Genomic DNA, 18,196 nt, shown 5'->3' with positions numbered 1-18,196 from the left:
AGCAATACCAGCTTTAGGCCAGCGTGGATTCCAGGACGCCCTTCATCCACTTCGGATGCTCGAGAACCTTGCCGCAGCCCAGGGCCACGCACGACAGCGGATCGTCGGCCACCGTCACCGGCAGGCCGGTGTGGTCGCGGATCTCGGCGTCAAGGCCGCGCAGCAGCGCGCCGCCGCCGGTCAGCATGATGCCCTTGTCGGCGATGTCCGAGGCCAGTTCCGGCGGGGTGGCTTCCAGGGCCACCTTCACGGCCTCGACGATCTGTCCGACCGGTTCGGCCAGGGCGTCGGCGGCCTGCTTTTCGCTGATGCGGACTTCGCGCGGCACGCCCTGCATCAGGTCGCGGCCCTTGACGTCGATCGACAGCCCCTCGCCGTCGGCCGGCGCGCGGGCGGTGCCGATTTCCTTCTTGATGCGCTCGGCGGTCGTCTCGCCGATCAGCAGGTTATGGTGGCGACGCATGTAGCTGATGATCGCCTCGTCCATCTTGTCGCCGCCGACGCGGACGCTGCGCGAATAGACGATGCCCGACAGCGACAGCACGGCCACCTCGGTGGTGCCGCCGCCGATGTCGACCACCATTGAGCCGGTCGGCTCGTGGATCGGCAGGCCGGCGCCGATCGCGGCGGCCATCGGCTCGTCAATCAGGCCGACGCGACGCGCGGAGGCGTTCAGGCAGCTGTCGTTGATGGCGCGGCGTTCGACGGCGGTGGCGCCCGACGGCACGCACACGATCACCTTCGGGTTCACGAAGCCCTTGCGGTTGTGAACCTTGCGGATGAAGTACTTGATCATCTCCTCGGCGACTTCGAAGTCGGCGATGACGCCGTCGCGCATCGGACGGATGGCTTCCATGTGGCCCGGGGTGCGGCCCAACATCTGCTTGGCCTCGATGCCCACGGCGTGGACGATCTTGCGACCACCCACGTTGCGTAGAGCCACCACCGACGGTTCATTCAGAACGATCCCCTTACCCTTCATGTAGATGAGGGTGTTGGCCGTGCCGAGGTCGATGGCGATGTCGTTCGAGATCACGCCGAAGAGGGAAGAGAACATTGAAAGCCCTGACTGAGGGGTAGGAGGGGCGTTACGGACGGCAGATCGGTGAAGAAGGGGCCTGATCCGTCCTGAAGACGGGGTCGGCTGAGAAAAAAGGCTCCTACTTCAATTCAATGCGAGGACAACATGATTCCCGCATTTGGCGGATTTCGATCCGGTCGACATGCCTCGATGTTCGGCGGGAGCGCCGCCCCCTGGCCGCGCCGTCGTCCGAACGGCCAAAAGCACGCCGACGTCCGCCCGTGTGCCCTGCGAAAGCGTTGAATTCAAGGTCTATTAGCGGGGTTCTCGAAGGCTTTTGCGGTCAAGCCGACCAAGCACCCGAACATGGCGAAATCTAGCCGAGCGCGGCCATGACGACCCCGACCGCCGTTATGCCGCCGGCGGCCATCTGGAAGAGGGTCAGACGCTCCTTGAACAGACGACGTCCGGCGATGGCCGCGATGGGCATTTCGACCACCCCGACCGCCCTCACCGGCCCCACGGGCGACAGGGCCATGGCCGTGAACCACAGGCCCGAGGCCGCCGCGCCGCAGAAGCCCGCGCCCAGCGACTGCCGCCAGGCGGCGATCACGGCCCTCAGGGAGTCCGGGTTTCGCCAGGCCAGATAGCTGGTCAGGCCCACGGTCTGGATGGCCTGGACCACCATCACCGTCACCAGGGCCGAGGCCGCGGCGTGGGCCGGATCGAAGGCCAGGCTGGCCTGCCGGAAGCAGTTGGCGCTCAGGGCGAAGATCGCGCCCGAGCCCAGACCGGCCAGCGCCGCGCCTTTGCGCATCACCACCTCGCCGCGCGGCCAGGTCAGGGCGGCCAGACCCACGCTAGCGATCAGCCCGCCGGCCCAGGTCATCGGACCGACGTGATCGCCGAAGAACAGCGCGCCCCAGATCAGGGCGAACGGCAGGCCGCTCTGCTGCATGGTCGTGCCCAGGGCGAAGGTCGAGCGATGCATGGCCGTCAGCAACGCCGCCGTCGCCGCGATCTGCAGGCCGGCGCCGGCGGCGCAAGCCAGCCAGAAGGCTGGTGTCGGGTGGGCGTTGCCGCCAGGCGTCGCCAGCCAGGCGACGGCCGCGAAGACGGTGGCGAACGGCAGGCCGAACAGGAACCGCACCAGAGTCGCCCCCCAGGGCCCCGCCCCGCCCATGACCGAGCGCTGGGCGGCGTTGCGCGCCACCTGCAGGGCGGCCGCGCCCACGGTGATGGGAATCCAGATCATCTTCGACCTTTACGACGCCCTTAGGCGGGCGGGTTGTGTTTCGCATCGAGCCCTTATGCGCCTCTGGCGCAAGATAGGCGGGCTCGTCGCCGTCGCGCGGCGCTCGCTGAAGAAGGCTTACCGAACATGTCGCCCCACCCGCCCAGGAAAACGCCTCTTAGGCAGGCCGCCCAGTTCCTGCTGGGCGTGCCCACCGAGGGGATCAATCCCGCCCTGGACCGCATGCTGGACCTCGCCGAGGCCACGCCGCTGTGCTTCGTGGCCGTCGCCGGTCCGGGCGCGGGCGAAGCCATGTGCCAGCTGTGGCGTCGCGGCTATCAGCGCGTCGAAGCGGCTCGCCGGGCCACCTGCGGAGCGGCCGACGAGCGCAGCGACGTGCTGCTGGTCCTGGACTGCCCGACGCTGCACGACGCCCGCGCCGTCATCGCCGCGACCTACGCCATGCTGCGTCCCGGCGGGACGCTGGTCGTGGACGCGGGCGCGCTGCTGGACGAGGCGCCCCGCAGGGCGCTCGCCGACAGTCTGCGAGAACTGGGCCTGGAGGTTCAGCCCCAGGCGCACCTGGGGGCCGAGATCCTGGCGACGCGGCCGTTCAGCAAGCGGCAGGCGGCATAGTCAGAGGAGCCGTCCTCGCCCTTCGACAAGCTCAGGGTGAGGACTATTGCGGCTCAGTCGAAAACCTCACCCTGAGCTTGTCGAAGGGCGAGGTTTTCGGTCCCTAGAAGCCGCTGGCGATCGCCGCTTCGGGCCGACTCTTCTCCTTGCGGGCGAAGAGGTTGTTCAGGGCGTTGACGTACGCCTTGGCCGAGGCGGTCAGGGTGTCGGTGTCGGCGGCCGCGCCGGTGGCGATGCGGCCATCCTCCTCAAGACGCACCGAGACCTGGGCCTGGGCGTCCGTGCCTTCGGTCACCGCGTGCACCTGGAACAGGCGCAGGGCGGCGCTGTGCGGCACGATCTTGTGGATCGCGTTGAACACCGCGTCGACCGGGCCGTCGCCGGTGGCCTCGGCCGTGCTCGAGACGCCATCGACGTCCAGGGTCAGCTCGGCCGACTGGCCGTCGGTGCCGGCCACCACGCGCAGGTGCGAGACGCGGATCTTCTCCGAGCCGCGGGCCAGGGCGTCGTCGACCAGGGCGATGATGTCGTCGTCGTAGACGTGCTTCTTGCGGTCGGCCAGGTCCTTGAAGCGGCCGAAGGCCTCCTTCAGCGCGTTCTCGCCCAGTTCGTAGCCCAGGTCCTTCAGCTTGGCGCGGAAGGCGTGGCTGCCCGAGTGCTTGCCCATGACCAGGCTCGACGGGGCCTGGCCCACCGACTCCGGCGTCATGATCTCGTAGGTCTCGCGGTTCTTGAGCATGCCGTCCTGGTGGATGCCGCTCTCGTGCGCGAAGGCGTTCTTGCCGACGATGGCCTTGTTGTACTGCACCGGGAAGCCGGTGATGGCCGAGACGTAGCGGCTGGCGCGGGTGATGTGGGTGGTGTCGATGCCGGTCTGGTAGGGCAGACGATCGCCGCGCACCTTCAGGGCCATGACGATCTCTTCCAGCGCGGCGTTGCCGGCGCGCTCGCCCAGGCCGTTCACGGCGCACTCGACCTGCCGGGCCCCGCCCTGCACGCCGGCCAGACTGTTGGCCACGGCCAGGCCCAGGTCGTTGTGGCAGTGGGTCGAGAAGATCACCTTGTCGGCGCCCTCGACATTATTGACCATCCAGCTGAACAGGTCGGCATATTCGGACGGATAGGTATAGCCGACGGTGTCGGGCAGGTTGATCGTCGTGGCGCCGGCCTTGATGGCGGTCTCGGTGGCGCGGCGCAGGAACTCGCGGTCGCTGCGGGTGGCGTCCTCGGCCGACCACTCGACGTCGTCGCGCAGGTTGCGGGCGTGGGCCACCGAGCGGGCGATCACGTCGATGACGGCGTCCGGCTCCATCTGCAGCTTGTGCTTCATGTGCAGGTCGGACGTGGCGATAACCACGTGGATCCGGCCGCGCTGGGTCGGCTTCAGGGCCTCGGCGCAGCGATCGATGTCGACCTGGTGGGCGCGGCACAGGCCGGCGATGGTCGAGTTCTTGACGATCTTGGCCACCTCGCGGACGGCCTCGAAGTCGCCGTTCGAGGCGATCGGGAAGCCGGCCTCGATGATGTCGACCCCCATCTCCTCGAGGATCTTGGCCAGCTCCAGCTTTTCTTCCAGCGACATCGAGGCGCCAGGCGACTGCTCGCCGTCGCGCATGGTGGTGTCGAAAATGACGACGTTGTCGCGCTTGTCGAAAGCGGCGGGCGATACGCCCGAGATGGGGGAAGTCATGGGAATACTCGTCGAATGGGGTGTCTGCGTGCGGGCTGCGGGAACTATCCCCTGTGCGCCCGGCCGCGACGAAGCGCGGCCCCTAGAGCGCCCAGGGGCTGATAAGCCGAAGCGAAAGCAGTGCGCGCGCGACGTTCATGGCGGACTTTCTACACATCGCCCTGGAATCGAGCAAGCAATTTGCGCCAGCCGCGCGATCCGTCGCAGCTGGCGCAAGTTTATTCCAGGTCTAGATTAATTTGGGCGCGTAACGATCGGGAAGTCGGTCGGGAACGCGTCAAACCATCCCGTCATCCGCCCCATCGCCGCGCGATCGCCCTCAAGCTTGACCTGCCCGGTGAGGATCTTCGGAACCAGCGACTTGCCGGTGAACAGCGACTCCAGGAACACGGGCCGCGCCACGGTCAGAGTGGCGTCGGCCTTCTCGCCCTCCCCATTTTCGCTTTTGGGAGACGGCTGAGCGACCAGCACGCCGTTGCGCACCTCGACCAGGAACCGCTCGTTCCGATCGGGGAACACAAAGATGATCCGCAGGTGCGCGTCCTTGGCCTTGTCGGGGTTCAGGCGCACCGACAGCACGTCGAAGATCATCGCGCTGTCCAACGCCGCCAGCATGTCCAGCGGGGCCATCGAGGGCGGCAGCTTGCGCACCCCGCCCCGCAGCTCGTCGGCGCCCGTGAGGTAGATGTTACGCCACAGGCTGTTCTCGGTCTGGTAGCCCATCTGGTCGTAGGCCGAGGCCAGCAGGGTCTTGGCCTCCTTGTCGCCATCGTCGGCCATCACCGCGTGGTTCAGCAAGGTGGCGGCCCAGGCGTAGTCGCCCTTCCCCGCCGCCTCCTTGGCCATCGCCTTGACCTTGGCCGCCCCGCCCATGGCGGCGACATAGCGCTTGCCCGCGTCGGCCGGCGGCGCGGGCTCCAGGTGGGCCGGGTTGGCGTCGTACCAGCCCATGTAGCGCTGATAGACCGCGCGGCTGTTGAAGCTCATCGAGCCGTAGTAGCCGCGATTGAACCAGTCCTTGGCCAGGGCCGGCGGCAGCTGGATCCTGGCGGCGATCTCGTCCCCGGTCAGGCCCAGGTTCATCATCCGCACCGTCTGGTCGTGCAGATATTTGTAGGCGTCGCGGTGATCGGCCAGGAAATCCCTGACCACCGTCCCGCCGAAGCGCGGCCAGCCGTGGCTGGTGATCATGGTGTCGGAGACATCGCCGAACAGGCGGATGGACTCGGTCAGGTCGTCGGCCCAGGCCTTGCTGTCGCGGACCAGCGCGCCGCGCGGCGTGAGGATATTGTGCATGGTGACATTGGCGTTCTCGGCCATGTCCAGGATGCGCAGGTCCGGGAAATAGAGGTTCATCTCGGCCGGCGCCTCGGTGCCGGGCGTGTACTGGAAGCGGATCTTCACGCCGTCGAGCGTCAATTCCTGGCCCGTATGGTCGATGCTGATGGTCGGCGGGATCAGCGTGATCGAGCCCTTGGCGATGGTCTGGCCGATGCCCGAAGTGATCTGCCCCTCGACGCCAGGCGGCAGCATGATGCCGAACTGGTACTGGGCCCGACGGCCCATGGCGTTGCCGGCCAGGATGTTCTCGGCGGCGACCTCCTTCATGAAGCCCTCGGGGGCGACGATCGCCACCTTGCCGGCCTTGACGTCGGCCTCGTCCACGACCCCGCGCACGCCGCCGAAGTGGTCGCTGTGGCTGTGGGTGTAGATCACCGCCTTGACCGGCAGGACGCCCAGCTTGTCGTTGACCAGTTCCAGGGCGGCCTGGGCCGTTTCCTTCATGGTCAGCGGGTCGATGACGATCCAGCCGCTGTCGCCGCGCACGAAGGTGATGTTGGAGATGTCGAAGCCGCGCACCTGGTAGACGCGGTCGCTGACCTTGAAGAGCCCGTGCTTGGACAGCAGTTGCGCCTGTCGCCACAGGCTGGGGTTCACGGTGGCCGGCGGCTCGCCCTTCAGGAAATCATAGGCGGCCAGGTTCCAGGCGACCTGGCCGTCGGCGCGCTTGACCAGGGGATCGGTTCGCGTGCCCAGGAAGCCCTGGTCGGCGAACTCAAAGTCCTGCTTGTCGGCCATCGGCAAGGTCGCGGCGAAGGCCTTCTGCCTGTCGACCGTGATCGGGCTGGCTGGATCCCCCGCCCAGGCCGCGCCCGCGACCATCGCCAGAACCGCGACACCGGCCGCCAGAATCTCCCTACGCATCCCGCCCTCCACGTTTTGAAACTTTATAGTTTCATTCTACATAGCATCCATGAGCGGAGTCGCGAAAGTCCCCCCGACCAAGGCCCCTGTCCCCAGAGGTCGCCCAGGTCAGCCCAAGCCCCGGGTCGACAAGGCCGCGCGCGGTCTCGCGGTGCTGGAGGCCGCCGTCGAGGTGTTCTCCGAAAAGGGCCTGCAGATCGCCACCATGCAGGACGTCGCCGACCGCATGGGCGTGGCCAAGATCCTGATCTATCGGCTCTATCCCTCGCGCCAGAGCCTGATCGACGCGCTGTTCGGTGAGATGCTGGTCCGGATCAAGGCCGACGCCGGCCGCCCCTGGGGCGGCTACGGTTCCAGCATCGCGCGCCTGGTCGAGATGTCGCGCGCCAATCCGAAGCTGGCGCTCCTGCTGCTCCGAGACGCCCGAGGCGCGCCCGAGGCGGCTGTCTGGCGAGAGGCCCTGGAAATCCTGCTGACCAAGCTGATCGAACCGTTCGTCGCGCCGCCGGAAGACGCCTCGGACGCCCAGCGCGCGACCTGCAGACACGCGGCCCGCACCTTCATGCCGTTCGTGGTCGAGGCCTGGGCGGCCGGGGTCGAAGAGACCGACGGCATGGACGACACCACCCGCACGCGCTGGTTCGGCGAGATTGTCCGCGCCTGGCGCGAAGCGACCTACGCGGCGGCGGGGCTTACGACTCCGCCTCTTCCGCCGCTTCACGCTTCTTGAGCCAGGCGCGGCTGACCAGGCCCATGGCCAGCCAGATGACGACGGCCAGGGCGATCATGACGATATGTTGCTTGCCGCCGCCCCTCATGGCCTGAACGATCGAATTGCCGGCGAAGGCGGTCAGGGCGATCTTCGGCACGATGCCGATAGCGGTGCCGGCGGCGAAGTCGCGTAGCTTCATCGGCGTCACGCCCGCGGCCATGTTGACGATGATGAACGGCGCCGAGGGCACCAGGCGCACGATCAGGCTGGCCGTGAAGCCGTTCTTGCCGATCATCCGCATGAACTTGTTGACGCCCTCGCCCGCGAAGTCGCGCAGGATCCGCGCGCCGTAGGCCCGGCCCAGCCAGAAGCCGACCAGGGACGAGACCAGAGTGCCGATCCAGCTATAGGCGAAACCGGTCCAGGGCCCGAAGGCGACCACCGCCGCGGCGATCAGCACGAACTGCGGCACGCCCAGGAAGGCCATAACCGCGAAAGCCGCCACGGCCATCGGCAGGGCCCACGGACCGCTGGCCGCGCCCAGCCAGTGCTCGACCGCCGTCTCGCCATTGACGCCTAGCATCTGCGCGCCGAACAGGAAAACGACGCCGACTCCGCCGAACAGCACGAACGAGACCGCCACCGTGCGCCAGGCGCGGGCGTCCATATTGGTCAAGAAGTCGATGATGCGGCGGATCACGGCCCCTCCTCGCCCAGGCGCCGGCCAGGGTCAAGCGGCGCCGCGGCAAACGACAGCGGACACCTGCTGGAGAAAGAGGCGCTTTTCCGGCGGGCGCCGCGAAACGCAATCCGGGGACACATGATTCGCCCGTTACGACATTTCGGTTGCACGGGCTTCACATGACAGCGTTACTTATCCACAGGCCGCAAGGACGGAAAACCTTGGCCCTGTAAGGAGTTTTATCGTGAAGACCCTGGCTGTGATCTCGCGCAAGGGCGGCGCCGGCAAGACGACCTTGGCGGTGAACCTGGCCATTACCGCCCATCTGGCGGGACTGAAGATCATGCTGGCCGACATCGACCCGCAGCGGTCGGCGTCGGACTCCCTGCGCGCCCGCACCGGCGACGGCCCGCTGCTGGCCGAGATCAATGCCGGCAAGCTGTTCTCGACCCAGACCCAGGCGCAGCACGGCGACTTCGACGCCCTGGTCATCGACACCCCCGCCTCCCCGGAAGCCGACGTGTTGCAGGCGATCAACAGCGCCGACCTGTGCGTGCTGGTCTGCCGCCCGACCTTCCTGGATATCGCCTCGGTGGCGCGCTCGGCCGAGTCGGTCCGTCGCCTGGGCAAGAAGGGCGTCATCGTTCTCAGCCAGGCCCCCTCGCGCCGCAACGGCGTGGAGCCGCCGGCCGTGATCAAGGCCGCCGAGGCCCTGCGCTTCACCGGTATGCCGCTGGCCCCGGTCGGCCTGCGCGCCCGCGCCGTCTTTCAGCAGTCGGTCGCCCACGGCCGCTCGGTCTGCGAATGGGAGCCCGGCTCGGCCGCCGCCGAGGAGATCAACCGGTTGTGGGATCTGATCGCCCCCCTGTTGCTGGGCGACCACGTCAAGACCCTCGCCGCGAACCAGGCCTGACGTGCGCTCTAACCAGCCTTCATGAGAATGTCGCCTAACCGCGTTGCGCCGCGGCGAACGGGCGCGTAAAGACCCCCGCAATCCTGAAACGGTCCCGTTTGGCGGACCAGTAAGCACAGGGGAGTCCTCATCATGTCGCTCGAGTCCGCCGCCCTGCGGCGCATCGCACCGTCGGCCACCATCGCCATCAGCGCCAAGGCGCGCGCGCTGAAAGCCGCCGGTCGTGACGTGATCGCCCTTTCCGCAGGCGAACCCGACTTCGACACACCGGACAACATCAAGAACGCCGCGATCGAGGCGATCAAGGCCGGCAAGACCAAGTACACCGACCCTGACGGCATGCCCGAGCTGAAGGCCGCCATCTGCGCGAAGTTCAAGCGCGAGAACGGTCTGGACTACAAGCCGAGCCAGGTCCACGTCGCCCCGGGCGGCAAGCCGGTGATCTACAACGCCCTGGTCGCCACCCTGAACCCCGGCGACGAAGTCATCATCCCCGCGCCTTATTGGGTGTCCTATCCCGACATGGTTCTCCTGGCCGGCGGGACGCCCGTGTCGGTCGAGACCACCGCCGAGAGCGGCTTCAAGCTCACGCCGCAAGCCCTGGAAGCGGCGATCACCCCGAAGACCAAGTGGCTGATCATCAACAGCCCGTCGAACCCCTCGGGCGGCGCCTATGCCCGCGCCGAGCTGCAGGCGATCGCGGACGTCCTGCTGCGCCACCCGCAGGTCTGGGTGCTGACCGACGACATGTACGAGCACCTGGTGTTCGACGATTTCGAGTTCACCACCATCGCCCAGGTCGAGCCCCGGCTCTATGATCGCACCCTGACGATGAACGGCGTCTCGAAGGGCTATTCGATGACCGGCTGGCGCATCGGCTACGCCGCGGGTCCCGAAGCGCTGATCAAGGCCATGGGCAAGATGATCAGCCAGACGACCTCTAACCCCTGCTCGATCTCGCAGTGGGCCGCGCTCGAGGCGCTGAACGGCACGCAGGACTTCATCAAGCCGAACGCCAAGCTGTTCCAGGAGCGCCGCGACCTGGTGGTGTCGATGCTGAACCAGGCCACTGGCCTGCAGTGCCCGACCCCGGAAGGCGCCTTCTACGTCTATCCGTCGTGCGCCGGCCTGATCGGCAAGACCGCGCCGTCGGGCAAGGTCATCGCGACCGACGAGGACTTCGCCGGCGAGTTGCTGGAAGCCGAGGGCGTGGCGGTCGTGCACGGCGCGGCCTTCGGCCTGTCGCCGTTCTTCCGCATCAGCTACGCGACCAGCAACGAGATCCTGGAAGACGCCTGCGCGCGCATCCAGCGTTTCTGCGCCAGCGTGAAGTAAACAGCGCTACGGCGTTGAAACGATGGAGGGGACCGGTTCGCGCCGGTCCCCTTCTTCTTTTTAGCCATTGATCCAGTCGGTCAGGCCTTCGCGGGCGTGAACTTCCCGCAGCGCCGGCCGCTGGCGGATCGTGTCGAGATAGCGCTTCAGGTTCGGCCATTCAGTCGCCGGCTTGGGCATGTTGCGCGTCCAGCGGCACAGGATCGTCGCCAGCAGATCCACGGTCGTGAAGTGGCCGCCGACCAGATAGTCGCGGTCGGCCAGGCGGGCGTCCAGCCGCGCCAGACCCGCCTCGATCCGTTCACGGGCGGCCGCCTGGACGGCCGCCTGCGCCTCGCCACTGGCGGGCTCATGCGGATAAAACCAGGCCCGGAAGTGCGGCTGGAAGCTGTTGGCCAGCCACAGGGTCCAGCTCAGATACTCGGCCCGAGCGGCAGATCCTGGCGGCGGGGCGAAGCCAGCCTCCGGGTGACGCTCGGCCAGCAGGGTCGCGATGCCGGCCATCTGGGTGATCGGCGCGCCATCGACGATCAGGGTCGGCACGACGCCGTCAGGATTGAGCGCCAGATATTCGGGCGTCTTGTGCTCGGCCTTGTCGAAATCGAGCAGCTTGGCCTCGAACGGAACGCCCAACTCCAGCAGCAGCCAGTGGATGGCCGTGCCGGCCGTGCTGGGTGAACCATAGAACGTGTACATCGAACCCTCTCCGCTGATGCGGCGGATAGGCGGATGCTTCCGGGGTCCGGTCAAGCAAAAGACCTCCGCCCTTTTCAGGCGAAGGCCTTGGAGTTCACCGAGTGTCTAGTCCTTGGGCTTTTCGCGCCACTTGGACTTGGCGTCGTCCTTGGTCACGCTCAGGTGGAGCTTGTCGTCATTGATATATTCAACCCAGTCCAGCGGGATCATGTGGTGCTTGAAGCCGGCGCCCAGATCCAGCTTGGCCAGCTCGATCTCCCCGCCGACGATGTGATCGACGCGACCGACATGGCCGCCGTCCGAGCCCACGACTTCCTGGTGCTCCTTGATTTGCGAGAGGTCGATCATGTGTCGTCTCCAAGATTGAGCGAGACCGTCACGGGTCCCTCGCGACATCAAACGGCCACGCCCGTGGTTAAGTTTCAGCTTGCCATGCACGCATGGATTGTTCTTGATACGTTCTGAAGAATTCGAGGGACGACGTATGAGCCTCCGCGCCCTTCTCGCCTGCGCCCTGTTCCTGGTCGCCGGCCCAGGCTTCTCTTCCGCTTGGGCGGATCCCTCGATCGGCAAGCGGGTCGACGCCATTTTCGCCGACGATGCGGTGACCCTGACCGAGGCGGGCAAGACCGTGCTGGTCTACCGAACCAAGCCGCTCGATCCCGCCGCCGAGCCGGGCCGCTCGAACTATGTCGGCGTGCTCTACGCGCCGGACGGAACGGCCTTGACCGAGGACAGGCCCGGCGACCACCCGCACCAGCGCGGTATCTGGTGGGCCTGGATGAAGGTCCAGACCGACGGCAAGACCGTCGCCGACGGCTGGTACATGAAGGGCCTCAGCTATTTCGTCCGCTCCAAGACGTTCCTGGGCGACGCCGAGGGCGGCGGGACCCTGACGGTCGAGGTCGACTGGATGGTCAATTCCGGACCGGAGCTGGCCTATGTAGCCCGTGAGACCACCAAGGTCACCGTGCGTCCCCTGAAGAGCGGCTCGCGACGGGTGGAATTCGACACCACGATCATCTCGCGCGTCGACGCCCTGGGCCTGGGCGGCAGCGAGGACGACCGAGGCTTCGGCGGCTTCTCGATCCGGCTGGTCGATCCCGAGCACCTGACCTTCGCCTCTGGGGGCAAGACGATCACCCCGAACGGCGCGGCGATCACCGCCGGCGGCAACATGGGCTTCGCCTGGACCGGGGACGCCGCGCCCGCCTGGGCGGTGGGCCTGGCCTGCAAGGCCAATGGTCAGGCGGTCACGCGCTGGATGCTGTATAGCGACCGCTCGATGCAGAACTGCGTCTTCCCCGGCCGCGCGCCGCTGGTCCTCAAGAAGGATGAGGCGTTGCATCTGCAGGAAACCTTGGTCATTCGTCCCATCCCCAAGAAGAAGTCCCCGTAAGCCCGCAAGAAAGCCTGGAGAAATGGCCGACATCGTCAATCTGAACCAGGCCCGCAAGGCCAAGGCCAAGGCCGATGACAAGGCCCGGGCGTCCGAGAACCGCGCCAAGTTCGGCCGCACCAAGGCCGAGAAAACCCTGGACGCGGCGCGCGCTGACAAGCTCAAGCGCGACCTCGACGGCGCCAAGCGCGAGGATTGAGGCCAATGGACGTCATATGGCTGGCTTGAAGAAACGCTCGGTGAACCTGGCCGGCCACGCGACCTCGCTGGCTCTGGAGCCGGAGTTCTGGGCGGTGCTGGAGCGCGCGGCGACCGATGAGGCGGTGAGCCTGGCCGGTCTGGTCCAGAGGATCGACCTGGAGCGCGGGGAGCGGCCGCTGGCCTCGGCCTGTCGGGTATTCGCGCTGGCGCGGGCCACTGAGACTAGCGCGACAGGCTAGCGTGCGCTTCGGGCGTCACCGCTGGACGACGCTGTGTCGGGATCGGCGTTGGCTGCGGGTTCGGCGCTTGGCGCAGTGTTCTCGACAGCACCGGCAGGCTCTGGCGCCAGTCGGCCCGATCACCGGCCATCACACCCAGCGTCCACGCGCCCCAGACCGCCGCGCCGAGCACGGCCACGACCAGCAAAGCCGCCCAGAGGCCGCCGCCCTCGCGCCGACCATGATGACCGCCGTTATGAGCAAGCGTCTTGGCCATCGATCAGCCCGGCGCCTTGGGCGCTTCCGGAAGCTTCGGCGCATCCGGCAACTTGGGCGCCGAGGCCGAGATGTTCACGTCGACCTTCTTGTTCTGCGTGAAGCCGCCGGACATCATGAAGAAGGCGAGCACCGCGACAATGACCACCAGGCCGCCCACGATGAACGCCAAGCCCATGTTGCCGCCGCCGCTGCTGGTTTCTTCGGCCATGAGAGTCTCCGTGCCTGTTCGGCTTTGTTCGTGATGGCGGATCAACGGTACGCGAGCTCCGAAGTTCCTTTCCCGACACTTTCACCGCCGCGCGGCGGCGCTGTTGGGGCTTAAGCTGCGCGCGGTTTGTGCTACATATGTTCCATGTATCCCGATGATGACTCGCTCGAAGCCGCTGGCGGCTTTCCGGGCGACCTGCCCTCTCCGCGCATCTCCGACCTGGCCCGGCCGCAGCCGCCGGCCCATGGCCATGCCACGCCCAACTATCTGGACGGCCTGAACCCCGAGCAGCGCGAGGCGGTCGAGACCACCGAAGGTCCGCTGCTGGTCCTGGCCGGGGCCGGCACCGGCAAGACCCGCGTGCTGACCACCCGGCTGGCCCATATCCTGGCGACGGGCCGCGCCCGCCCTTGGGAAATGCTGGCCGTCACCTTCACCAACAAGGCCGCGCGCGAGATGCGCGAGCGGATCACCCACATCATCGGTCCGGAGGCGGAAGGGCTGCGCTGGCTGGGCACTTTCCACTCGGTGGCCGCCCAGATCCTGCGCCGCCACGCCGAGCTGGTGGGGCTGAAGTCGAACTACACGATCATCGACACCGACGATAACGAGCGGCTGCTCAAGCAGTTGATCGAGGCCGAGAACATCGACGCCAAGCGGTGGACGCCGCGGATCCTGTCGCAGATCATCGACGGCTGGAAGAACCGCGGCTGGACGCCCGACCGCGTGCCGGCCAGCGAGGCCGGCGAATTCGCCAACGGCAAGGGCATCAGCCTCTATCGTCAGTACCAGGACCGCCTTCGCATCCTGAACGCCTGCGACTTCGGCGACCTTTTACTGCACAATATCAGCCTGTTCACCGGCCATCCCGATGTGCTGGACGAGTTCCAGCGCCGCTTCAAATACGTGATGGTCGACGAGTACCAGGACACCAACGTCGCCCAGTACCTGTGGCTGCGCCTGCTGGCCCAGGGCCGCCAGAACGTCTGCTGCGTCGGCGACGACGACCAGTCGATCTATGGCTGGCGCGGAGCCGAGGTCGACAACATCCTGCGGTTCGAGCGCGACTTCGCCGGCGCCAAGGTCGTGCGCCTGGAGCGCAACTACCGCTCCACCGAGCACATCCTGGCCGCCGCCTCGGGACTGATCACCGCCAACAAGGGCCGGCTGGGCAAGACCCTGTGGACCGAGGCGACCGGCGGCGAGAAGGTGCGGGTCAGCGGCGTGTGGGACGGCGAGGCCGAGAGCCGGATGATCGCCGACGAGATCGAACGCGCCAAGAAGGCCGGCCGCAAGTACAACCAGATGGCCATCCTGGTGCGGGCCAGCTTCCAGATGCGCGCCTTCGAAGAGCGCTTCGTGATGCTGCAGATCCCCTACAAGGTGGTCGGCGGTCCGCGCTTCTTCGAACGGGCCGAAATCCGCGACGCCCACGCCTATCTGCGCCTGATCCAGTCACCCGATGACGACCTGGCCTTTGAGCGGATCGTCAACACGCCCAAGCGCGGCATCGGCGACACCTCGGTGCAGAAGCTGCTGCAGATCGCCCGGCTGAGCGGCGTCTCGACCGTCGAGGCGGCGCGCCAGATCATCGCCAGCGACGAGTTGCCGGCCCGCACGCGCACGGCGCTCAGCAACTTCATCCGCGACCTCGACCGCTGGCGCTCGCTGATCGGCTCGGTCCACCACCAGCGCCTGCTGGAGACGGTGTTGGAGGAGAGCGGCTATACCGACGCCCTGCGCCTCGACAAGGGTCCGACCAGCCAGACGCGGCTGGAGAACCTGAAGGAACTGGTCCAGTCGATGGGCGCCTTCGATACGCTGGAAGCGTATCTGGAGCACGTGTCGCTGGTCATGGACCTGGACCGCGAAGCCACCGGCGACGCCGTCTGGATCATGACCCTGCACTCGGCCAAGGGCCTGGAGTTCCCGCTGGTCTTCCTGCCCGGCTGGGAGGAAGGCGTTTTCCCCAGCCAGCGCAGCATGGACGACAAGGGCGAGAAGGGTCTCGAGGAAGAGCGCCGCCTGGCCTATGTCGGCATCACCCGCGCCCGCGAGCAGGCCCTGATCAGCTTCGTCGCCAACCGTCAGGTCTATGGCCGCTGGACATCGCAACTGCCCAGCCGCTTCGTCGATGAACTGCCGATCGCCCACGTCGATGCGGGCTCTGAGACCGGCTACTACGGTGGCGGCCCGGGGATGCAGTCGACGGCCGCCTCGCGCTGGGACGATCCCGGCACCTCCGCCTTCCAGGCCGGCAGCAGCTATGACAGCCCCGGCTGGAAGCGCGCCCAGGAACGCACGGCGGGTTTTGGCGAGCGCAACCCCGCCTGGCGCGGCCCCCAGGGCGTCCGCGCCGGCTCGTCCGCCCGCTCGGCCCCGATCGAGGGCGAAGGCCGCCTGGTCGCCGTCTCGGCCCCGGCCGGCAGCGCCTATGCGCGCGGCGACCGGGTGTTCCACGTCAAGTTCGGCTACGGCCAGGTGACGTCCATCGAGGGCAACAAGCTGACCGTGGCCTTCGATAAGGCCGGCGAGAAGAAGGTCATCGACAGCTTCGTCGAGAAGGCCTGAACAAAGGCGGATGCTCCCCCGCGGCGCGTGAGGAGCATCTTTCCCCCGCGCCCCGATGTCGCGGGGGTTGAACGCGACAAGCGGATAACCATATGCTAGTCAGGAAGCAGTCAAACGCTTCAGCCAAGGTGGCTGAGCAACTAGGCGCTCCATCGCCCCCACCGTCATCGACGGCTCCGGGCGGATATCTCCACCCCTTATGATCTATCGGGTCCGGCGACACGCCCGACCCTTGTCTGGAACTTTATGAAAACCAACTTTACCCGTAAGGCCGCCGCCAAGAGCGCGCCCCACATGCCTTCGACCTTCCGCACCGCGACGCCCGCACGCTCCACTCAGCCCGACTGGGTCTGGCCGGGCCTTACCCGCGCCCAACTGCGCGACATCGTCATCGACCAGATCGGCTAAGTCAGCCGTCTCTCCGCCAGCCACGTCTCCCACGCCCCGACCACGACCAGGATCAGGGTTGTCGCTACCGACAAGGTCAGCGGGCTGACGTGGCTCGCGATCGGGGTCAACCCCGCCAGCAGCGCCAGGCCGACGATCCGCGTCCTCGACCACTGCCTGAACACCGCTAGCTTGAAGATCAGAGCTCCGAACAGGAACAGCGCCGGTCCGCCGATCACGGCGGCGGCGGTCTTGAAATCGGTATGGCCCAGCGGATGGTGCAGCACCCACTCGTCGCCGACCGCCGCCACGATGACCCCGGCCACCGGTAGAAGGTGGCTGTAGGTGTAGGCCACCCGCGCGATCCGGCCGGGATTGTCGGAATGAGCGATGGCCTCGCTGGCCGCCTCGGCCGTGAACGAGAAATAGATCCACCACATGGCGATGCTGCAGACCAGGGCGCTGGCGAAAGCGGCGATCACCTCGAAAGTCCATGGCAGGCCGACCACCGTGGTCCCGGTGACGATCACCGACTCGCCCAGGGCGATGATCGTGAACAGGGCGCAGCGCTCGGCCAGGTGACCGCCCTCGACGACCCAGTCGGTTGAGGACGAGCGCCCCAGGCCGGGCGTCCAGAAGCCCATGGCCGGCGAGGCGTATTCGATGGCCATGGCCAGAGCCCAGATCAGCAGCCGCGCCTCGCCCTGCTGGAAGGCGCCGCCGATCCAGAAGACCGCCGACAGGGACAGCCAGGACAGGATGCGGATGAAGTTCAGCCGGTGGGCGGGCTCGCGCCAGACGCCGACCAGGAAGAACAGGCTCCGCCCCACCTGGATAAACACATAGGCGCAGGCGAAGACCAGGCCGCGCTTTCCGAAGGCGTCCGGGATAGCGGCCGACAGCACCAGGCCCGCCGCCATCAACACGAACAGCATCACCCGCACCGGCGTCCGCTCGGGGTCCATCCAGTTGGTGACCCAGGCGGTGAACACCCACGCCCACCAGACGGCCAGCAGCAGCAGGCCCGCGTGCAGCAGGCCAAGGCCGGTCGGGTGTCCGATGACGGCGTGGGACAGCTGGGTGACCGCGAACACGAAGACCAGGTCGAAGAACAGCTCCACATAGGTGACGCGGGCGTGTTCGCGCCCGTGGCGTTCGCGCAGCAGCGGCTTTTGGCTCATGATGTCCCTCTTCACGCCCAACCTAGAGTCCGGCCGCTGAGTCTCGCGAGCGGGATTTCGAACCAAAAGCCTTCGTCGCGCGCTATGCCGACATGGCCCCGTGGCTCAAACACATCCTTGGCCGTCTGAAGGCCTTCGCCCTCACCCGCCCCGTCGCTCTTGGCGCGCCGGCCTGCGCCGTGCTCGGCGCCCTGGCGGGCCTGGCCATGCAGACCGGCGACCAGCATCTCGGCTACACGCCCGAGATGGAACCCGCCCAGTATGCGCGACAGGACTACGCCGAGCCGATCTCCTGGCCGGCGGGCAAGATCCCGGACTACGTGGTCGGTACGGACTTCCTGCGGGCGACGCAGCCCCCGCCGCCGATCCAGTACGCTGACTACGAACCGCCGCCGGCGCCCGAGCTACCGCCCTATGTCCCCGCCCAGCACGGTCCGGCGACGCCCCCACCGCCAGCCGATGCGCCGAATTGGGCGTCAGAACGCGGCGACATCCTCGACATCTCCCTGCCCGAGGATCGCAAGCCCCAACCCGTATCGACCTCCACGCCCCCGATGATGGTCGACGCCGCCGCCACGGGCATGACGACGCGCTGAAGGCTCGCTTTTTGACGCCTTTGCCGCTAACG

21 protein-coding genes and 1 pseudogene are annotated in these 18,196 nt (G+C 67.3%); 11 read left to right on the top strand and 11 right to left on the bottom strand.

The window, feature by feature from the left end; translation table 11 throughout:
- Positions 1–13: 13 nt before the first annotated feature.
- Together AC1RNC_RS03690 and AC1RNC_RS03685 are read right to left on the bottom strand one after the other, a co-directional pair.
- A complete protein-coding gene (locus AC1RNC_RS03690; RefSeq protein ID WP_004623009.1) occupies positions 14–1,057 on the bottom strand; it encodes a rod shape-determining protein in 1,044 nt (347 codons plus the stop codon).
- Between the two features lie 340 nt (positions 1,058–1,397).
- The gene (locus tag AC1RNC_RS03685) at positions 1,398–2,276 is read right to left on the bottom strand and encodes a DMT family transporter (RefSeq protein ID WP_492883808.1); all 879 of its coding nucleotides are present in this window, start codon (positions 2,274–2,276) and stop codon (positions 1,398–1,400) included.
- 126 nt (positions 2,277–2,402) lie between these two features.
- Here AC1RNC_RS03685 and AC1RNC_RS03680 point away from each other — a divergent pair, with 126 nt between their 5' ends.
- Together AC1RNC_RS03680 and AC1RNC_RS03675 are read left to right on the top strand one after the other, a co-directional pair.
- Positions 2,403–2,891 (top strand): hypothetical protein, encoded by a 489-nt coding sequence (locus tag AC1RNC_RS03680; RefSeq protein WP_492883806.1) that lies wholly within the window; start codon positions 2,403–2,405, stop codon positions 2,889–2,891.
- Positions 2,888–2,988 (top strand): annotated as a pseudogene (locus AC1RNC_RS03675) (hypothetical protein); the annotation flags it as partial. The gene AC1RNC_RS03680 and the pseudogene AC1RNC_RS03675, both read left to right, overlap by 4 nt.
- A gap of 6 nt (positions 2,989–2,994) precedes the next feature.
- On the opposite strand, the gene AC1RNC_RS03670 reads toward AC1RNC_RS03675, so the two are convergent.
- The 3 genes from AC1RNC_RS03670 to AC1RNC_RS03660 form a co-directional block, all read right to left on the bottom strand.
- Positions 2,995–4,581, bottom strand: a complete 1,587-nt coding sequence (locus AC1RNC_RS03670; RefSeq protein WP_492883804.1) for a 2-isopropylmalate synthase — start codon at positions 4,579–4,581, stop codon at positions 2,995–2,997.
- A gap of 82 nt (positions 4,582–4,663) precedes the next feature.
- Positions 4,664–4,720: a hypothetical protein gene (locus tag AC1RNC_RS03665; protein ID WP_199170726.1), complete on the bottom strand. Its 57-nt coding sequence runs from the start codon at positions 4,718–4,720 to the stop codon at positions 4,664–4,666.
- A gap of 95 nt (positions 4,721–4,815) precedes the next feature.
- The gene (locus tag AC1RNC_RS03660; RefSeq protein WP_492883802.1) at positions 4,816–6,786 is read right to left on the bottom strand and encodes an alkyl/aryl-sulfatase; all 1,971 of its coding nucleotides are present in this window, start codon (positions 6,784–6,786) and stop codon (positions 4,816–4,818) included.
- A gap of 49 nt (positions 6,787–6,835) precedes the next feature.
- Here AC1RNC_RS03660 and AC1RNC_RS03655 point away from each other — a divergent pair, with 49 nt between their 5' ends.
- Entirely contained in the window at positions 6,836–7,516 is a 681-nt protein-coding gene (locus tag AC1RNC_RS03655; RefSeq protein WP_492883800.1) for a TetR/AcrR family transcriptional regulator, read from the top strand.
- On the opposite strand, the gene AC1RNC_RS03650 is transcribed toward AC1RNC_RS03655, so the two are convergent.
- Complete coding sequence (locus AC1RNC_RS03650) at positions 7,479–8,198, bottom strand: TVP38/TMEM64 family protein (RefSeq protein WP_492841149.1); 720 nt, start codon at positions 8,196–8,198, stop codon at positions 7,479–7,481. The genes AC1RNC_RS03655 and AC1RNC_RS03650 overlap by 38 nt on opposite strands.
- A gap of 226 nt (positions 8,199–8,424) precedes the next feature.
- Between AC1RNC_RS03650 and AC1RNC_RS03645 the strand changes: the two genes are divergently transcribed.
- Positions 8,425–9,093 (top strand): AAA family ATPase, encoded by a 669-nt coding sequence (locus AC1RNC_RS03645; RefSeq protein WP_492883798.1) that lies wholly within the window; start codon positions 8,425–8,427, stop codon positions 9,091–9,093.
- A gap of 132 nt (positions 9,094–9,225) precedes the next feature.
- A complete protein-coding gene (locus tag AC1RNC_RS03640; RefSeq protein WP_492883796.1) occupies positions 9,226–10,428 on the top strand; it encodes a pyridoxal phosphate-dependent aminotransferase in 1,203 nt (400 codons plus the stop codon).
- Positions 10,429–10,488: 60 nt separating this feature from the next.
- Here the strand turns inward: AC1RNC_RS03640 and AC1RNC_RS03635 are convergent, their stop codons facing one another.
- Both AC1RNC_RS03635 and AC1RNC_RS03630 read right to left on the bottom strand, forming a co-directional pair.
- On the bottom strand, positions 10,489–11,124 hold the full coding sequence (locus tag AC1RNC_RS03635; RefSeq protein ID WP_492883795.1) for a glutathione S-transferase family protein: 636 nt from the start codon (positions 11,122–11,124) through the stop codon (positions 10,489–10,491).
- Positions 11,125–11,229: 105 nt separating this feature from the next.
- The gene (locus AC1RNC_RS03630) at positions 11,230–11,472 is read right to left on the bottom strand and encodes a DUF2171 domain-containing protein (RefSeq protein WP_492841155.1); all 243 of its coding nucleotides are present in this window, start codon (positions 11,470–11,472) and stop codon (positions 11,230–11,232) included.
- Positions 11,473–11,608: 136 nt separating this feature from the next.
- Between AC1RNC_RS03630 and AC1RNC_RS03625 the strand changes: the two genes are divergently transcribed.
- Genes AC1RNC_RS03625 through AC1RNC_RS03615 form a run of 3 tightly spaced genes read left to right on the top strand, consistent with a single transcriptional unit; the run spans position 11,609 to position 12,963 of the window.
- Positions 11,609–12,523 carry a DUF6807 family protein gene (locus AC1RNC_RS03625; protein WP_492883792.1) on the top strand — a complete coding sequence of 305 codons (915 nt, stop codon included), beginning with the start codon at positions 11,609–11,611 and terminating at the stop codon, positions 12,521–12,523.
- Positions 12,524–12,545: 22 nt separating this feature from the next.
- The gene (locus AC1RNC_RS03620) at positions 12,546–12,722 is read left to right on the top strand and encodes a DUF4169 family protein (protein ID WP_492101026.1); all 177 of its coding nucleotides are present in this window, start codon (positions 12,546–12,548) and stop codon (positions 12,720–12,722) included.
- Between the two features lie 16 nt (positions 12,723–12,738).
- Entirely contained in the window at positions 12,739–12,963 is a 225-nt protein-coding gene (locus AC1RNC_RS03615) for a ribbon-helix-helix domain-containing protein (RefSeq protein WP_492883790.1), read from the top strand.
- Here AC1RNC_RS03615 and AC1RNC_RS03610 read toward each other — a convergent pair.
- Both AC1RNC_RS03610 and AC1RNC_RS03605 read right to left on the bottom strand, forming a co-directional pair.
- Positions 12,947–13,219 carry a hypothetical protein gene (locus AC1RNC_RS03610; RefSeq protein WP_492883788.1) on the bottom strand — a complete coding sequence of 91 codons (273 nt, stop codon included), beginning with the start codon at positions 13,217–13,219 and terminating at the stop codon, positions 12,947–12,949. The two genes, AC1RNC_RS03615 and AC1RNC_RS03610, sit on opposite strands and share 17 nt — an antisense overlap.
- Positions 13,220–13,222: 3 nt before the next feature.
- Complete coding sequence (locus AC1RNC_RS03605) at positions 13,223–13,429, bottom strand: hypothetical protein (protein ID WP_492883786.1); 207 nt, start codon at positions 13,427–13,429, stop codon at positions 13,223–13,225.
- 144 nt (positions 13,430–13,573) lie between these two features.
- Between AC1RNC_RS03605 and AC1RNC_RS03600 the strand changes: the two genes are divergently transcribed.
- Together AC1RNC_RS03600 and AC1RNC_RS03595 are read left to right on the top strand one after the other, a co-directional pair.
- The gene (locus tag AC1RNC_RS03600) at positions 13,574–16,000 is read left to right on the top strand and encodes a DUF3553 domain-containing protein (protein ID WP_492883785.1); all 2,427 of its coding nucleotides are present in this window, start codon (positions 13,574–13,576) and stop codon (positions 15,998–16,000) included.
- A 246-nt stretch (positions 16,001–16,246) separates the two neighbouring features.
- Complete coding sequence (locus tag AC1RNC_RS03595) at positions 16,247–16,408, top strand: hypothetical protein (protein WP_492841169.1); 162 nt, start codon at positions 16,247–16,249, stop codon at positions 16,406–16,408.
- Here the strand turns inward: AC1RNC_RS03595 and AC1RNC_RS03590 are convergent.
- Complete coding sequence (locus AC1RNC_RS03590; RefSeq protein WP_492883783.1) at positions 16,405–17,568, bottom strand: low temperature requirement protein A; 1,164 nt, start codon at positions 17,566–17,568, stop codon at positions 16,405–16,407. The genes AC1RNC_RS03595 and AC1RNC_RS03590 overlap by 4 nt on opposite strands.
- Positions 17,569–17,660: 92 nt before the next feature.
- Here AC1RNC_RS03590 and AC1RNC_RS03585 point away from each other — a divergent pair, with 92 nt between their 5' ends.
- Complete coding sequence (locus tag AC1RNC_RS03585; RefSeq protein ID WP_492883781.1) at positions 17,661–18,164, top strand: hypothetical protein; 504 nt, start codon at positions 17,661–17,663, stop codon at positions 18,162–18,164.
- The last annotated feature ends 32 nt before the right edge of the window (positions 18,165–18,196 follow it).

It is taken from the genome of Caulobacter sp. GW822-FHT01G02 (genome assembly GCF_058802865.1).
The sequence above is the reverse complement of the archived record's forward strand: the minus strand, read 5'-3'. Positions and strand labels throughout refer to the sequence as shown.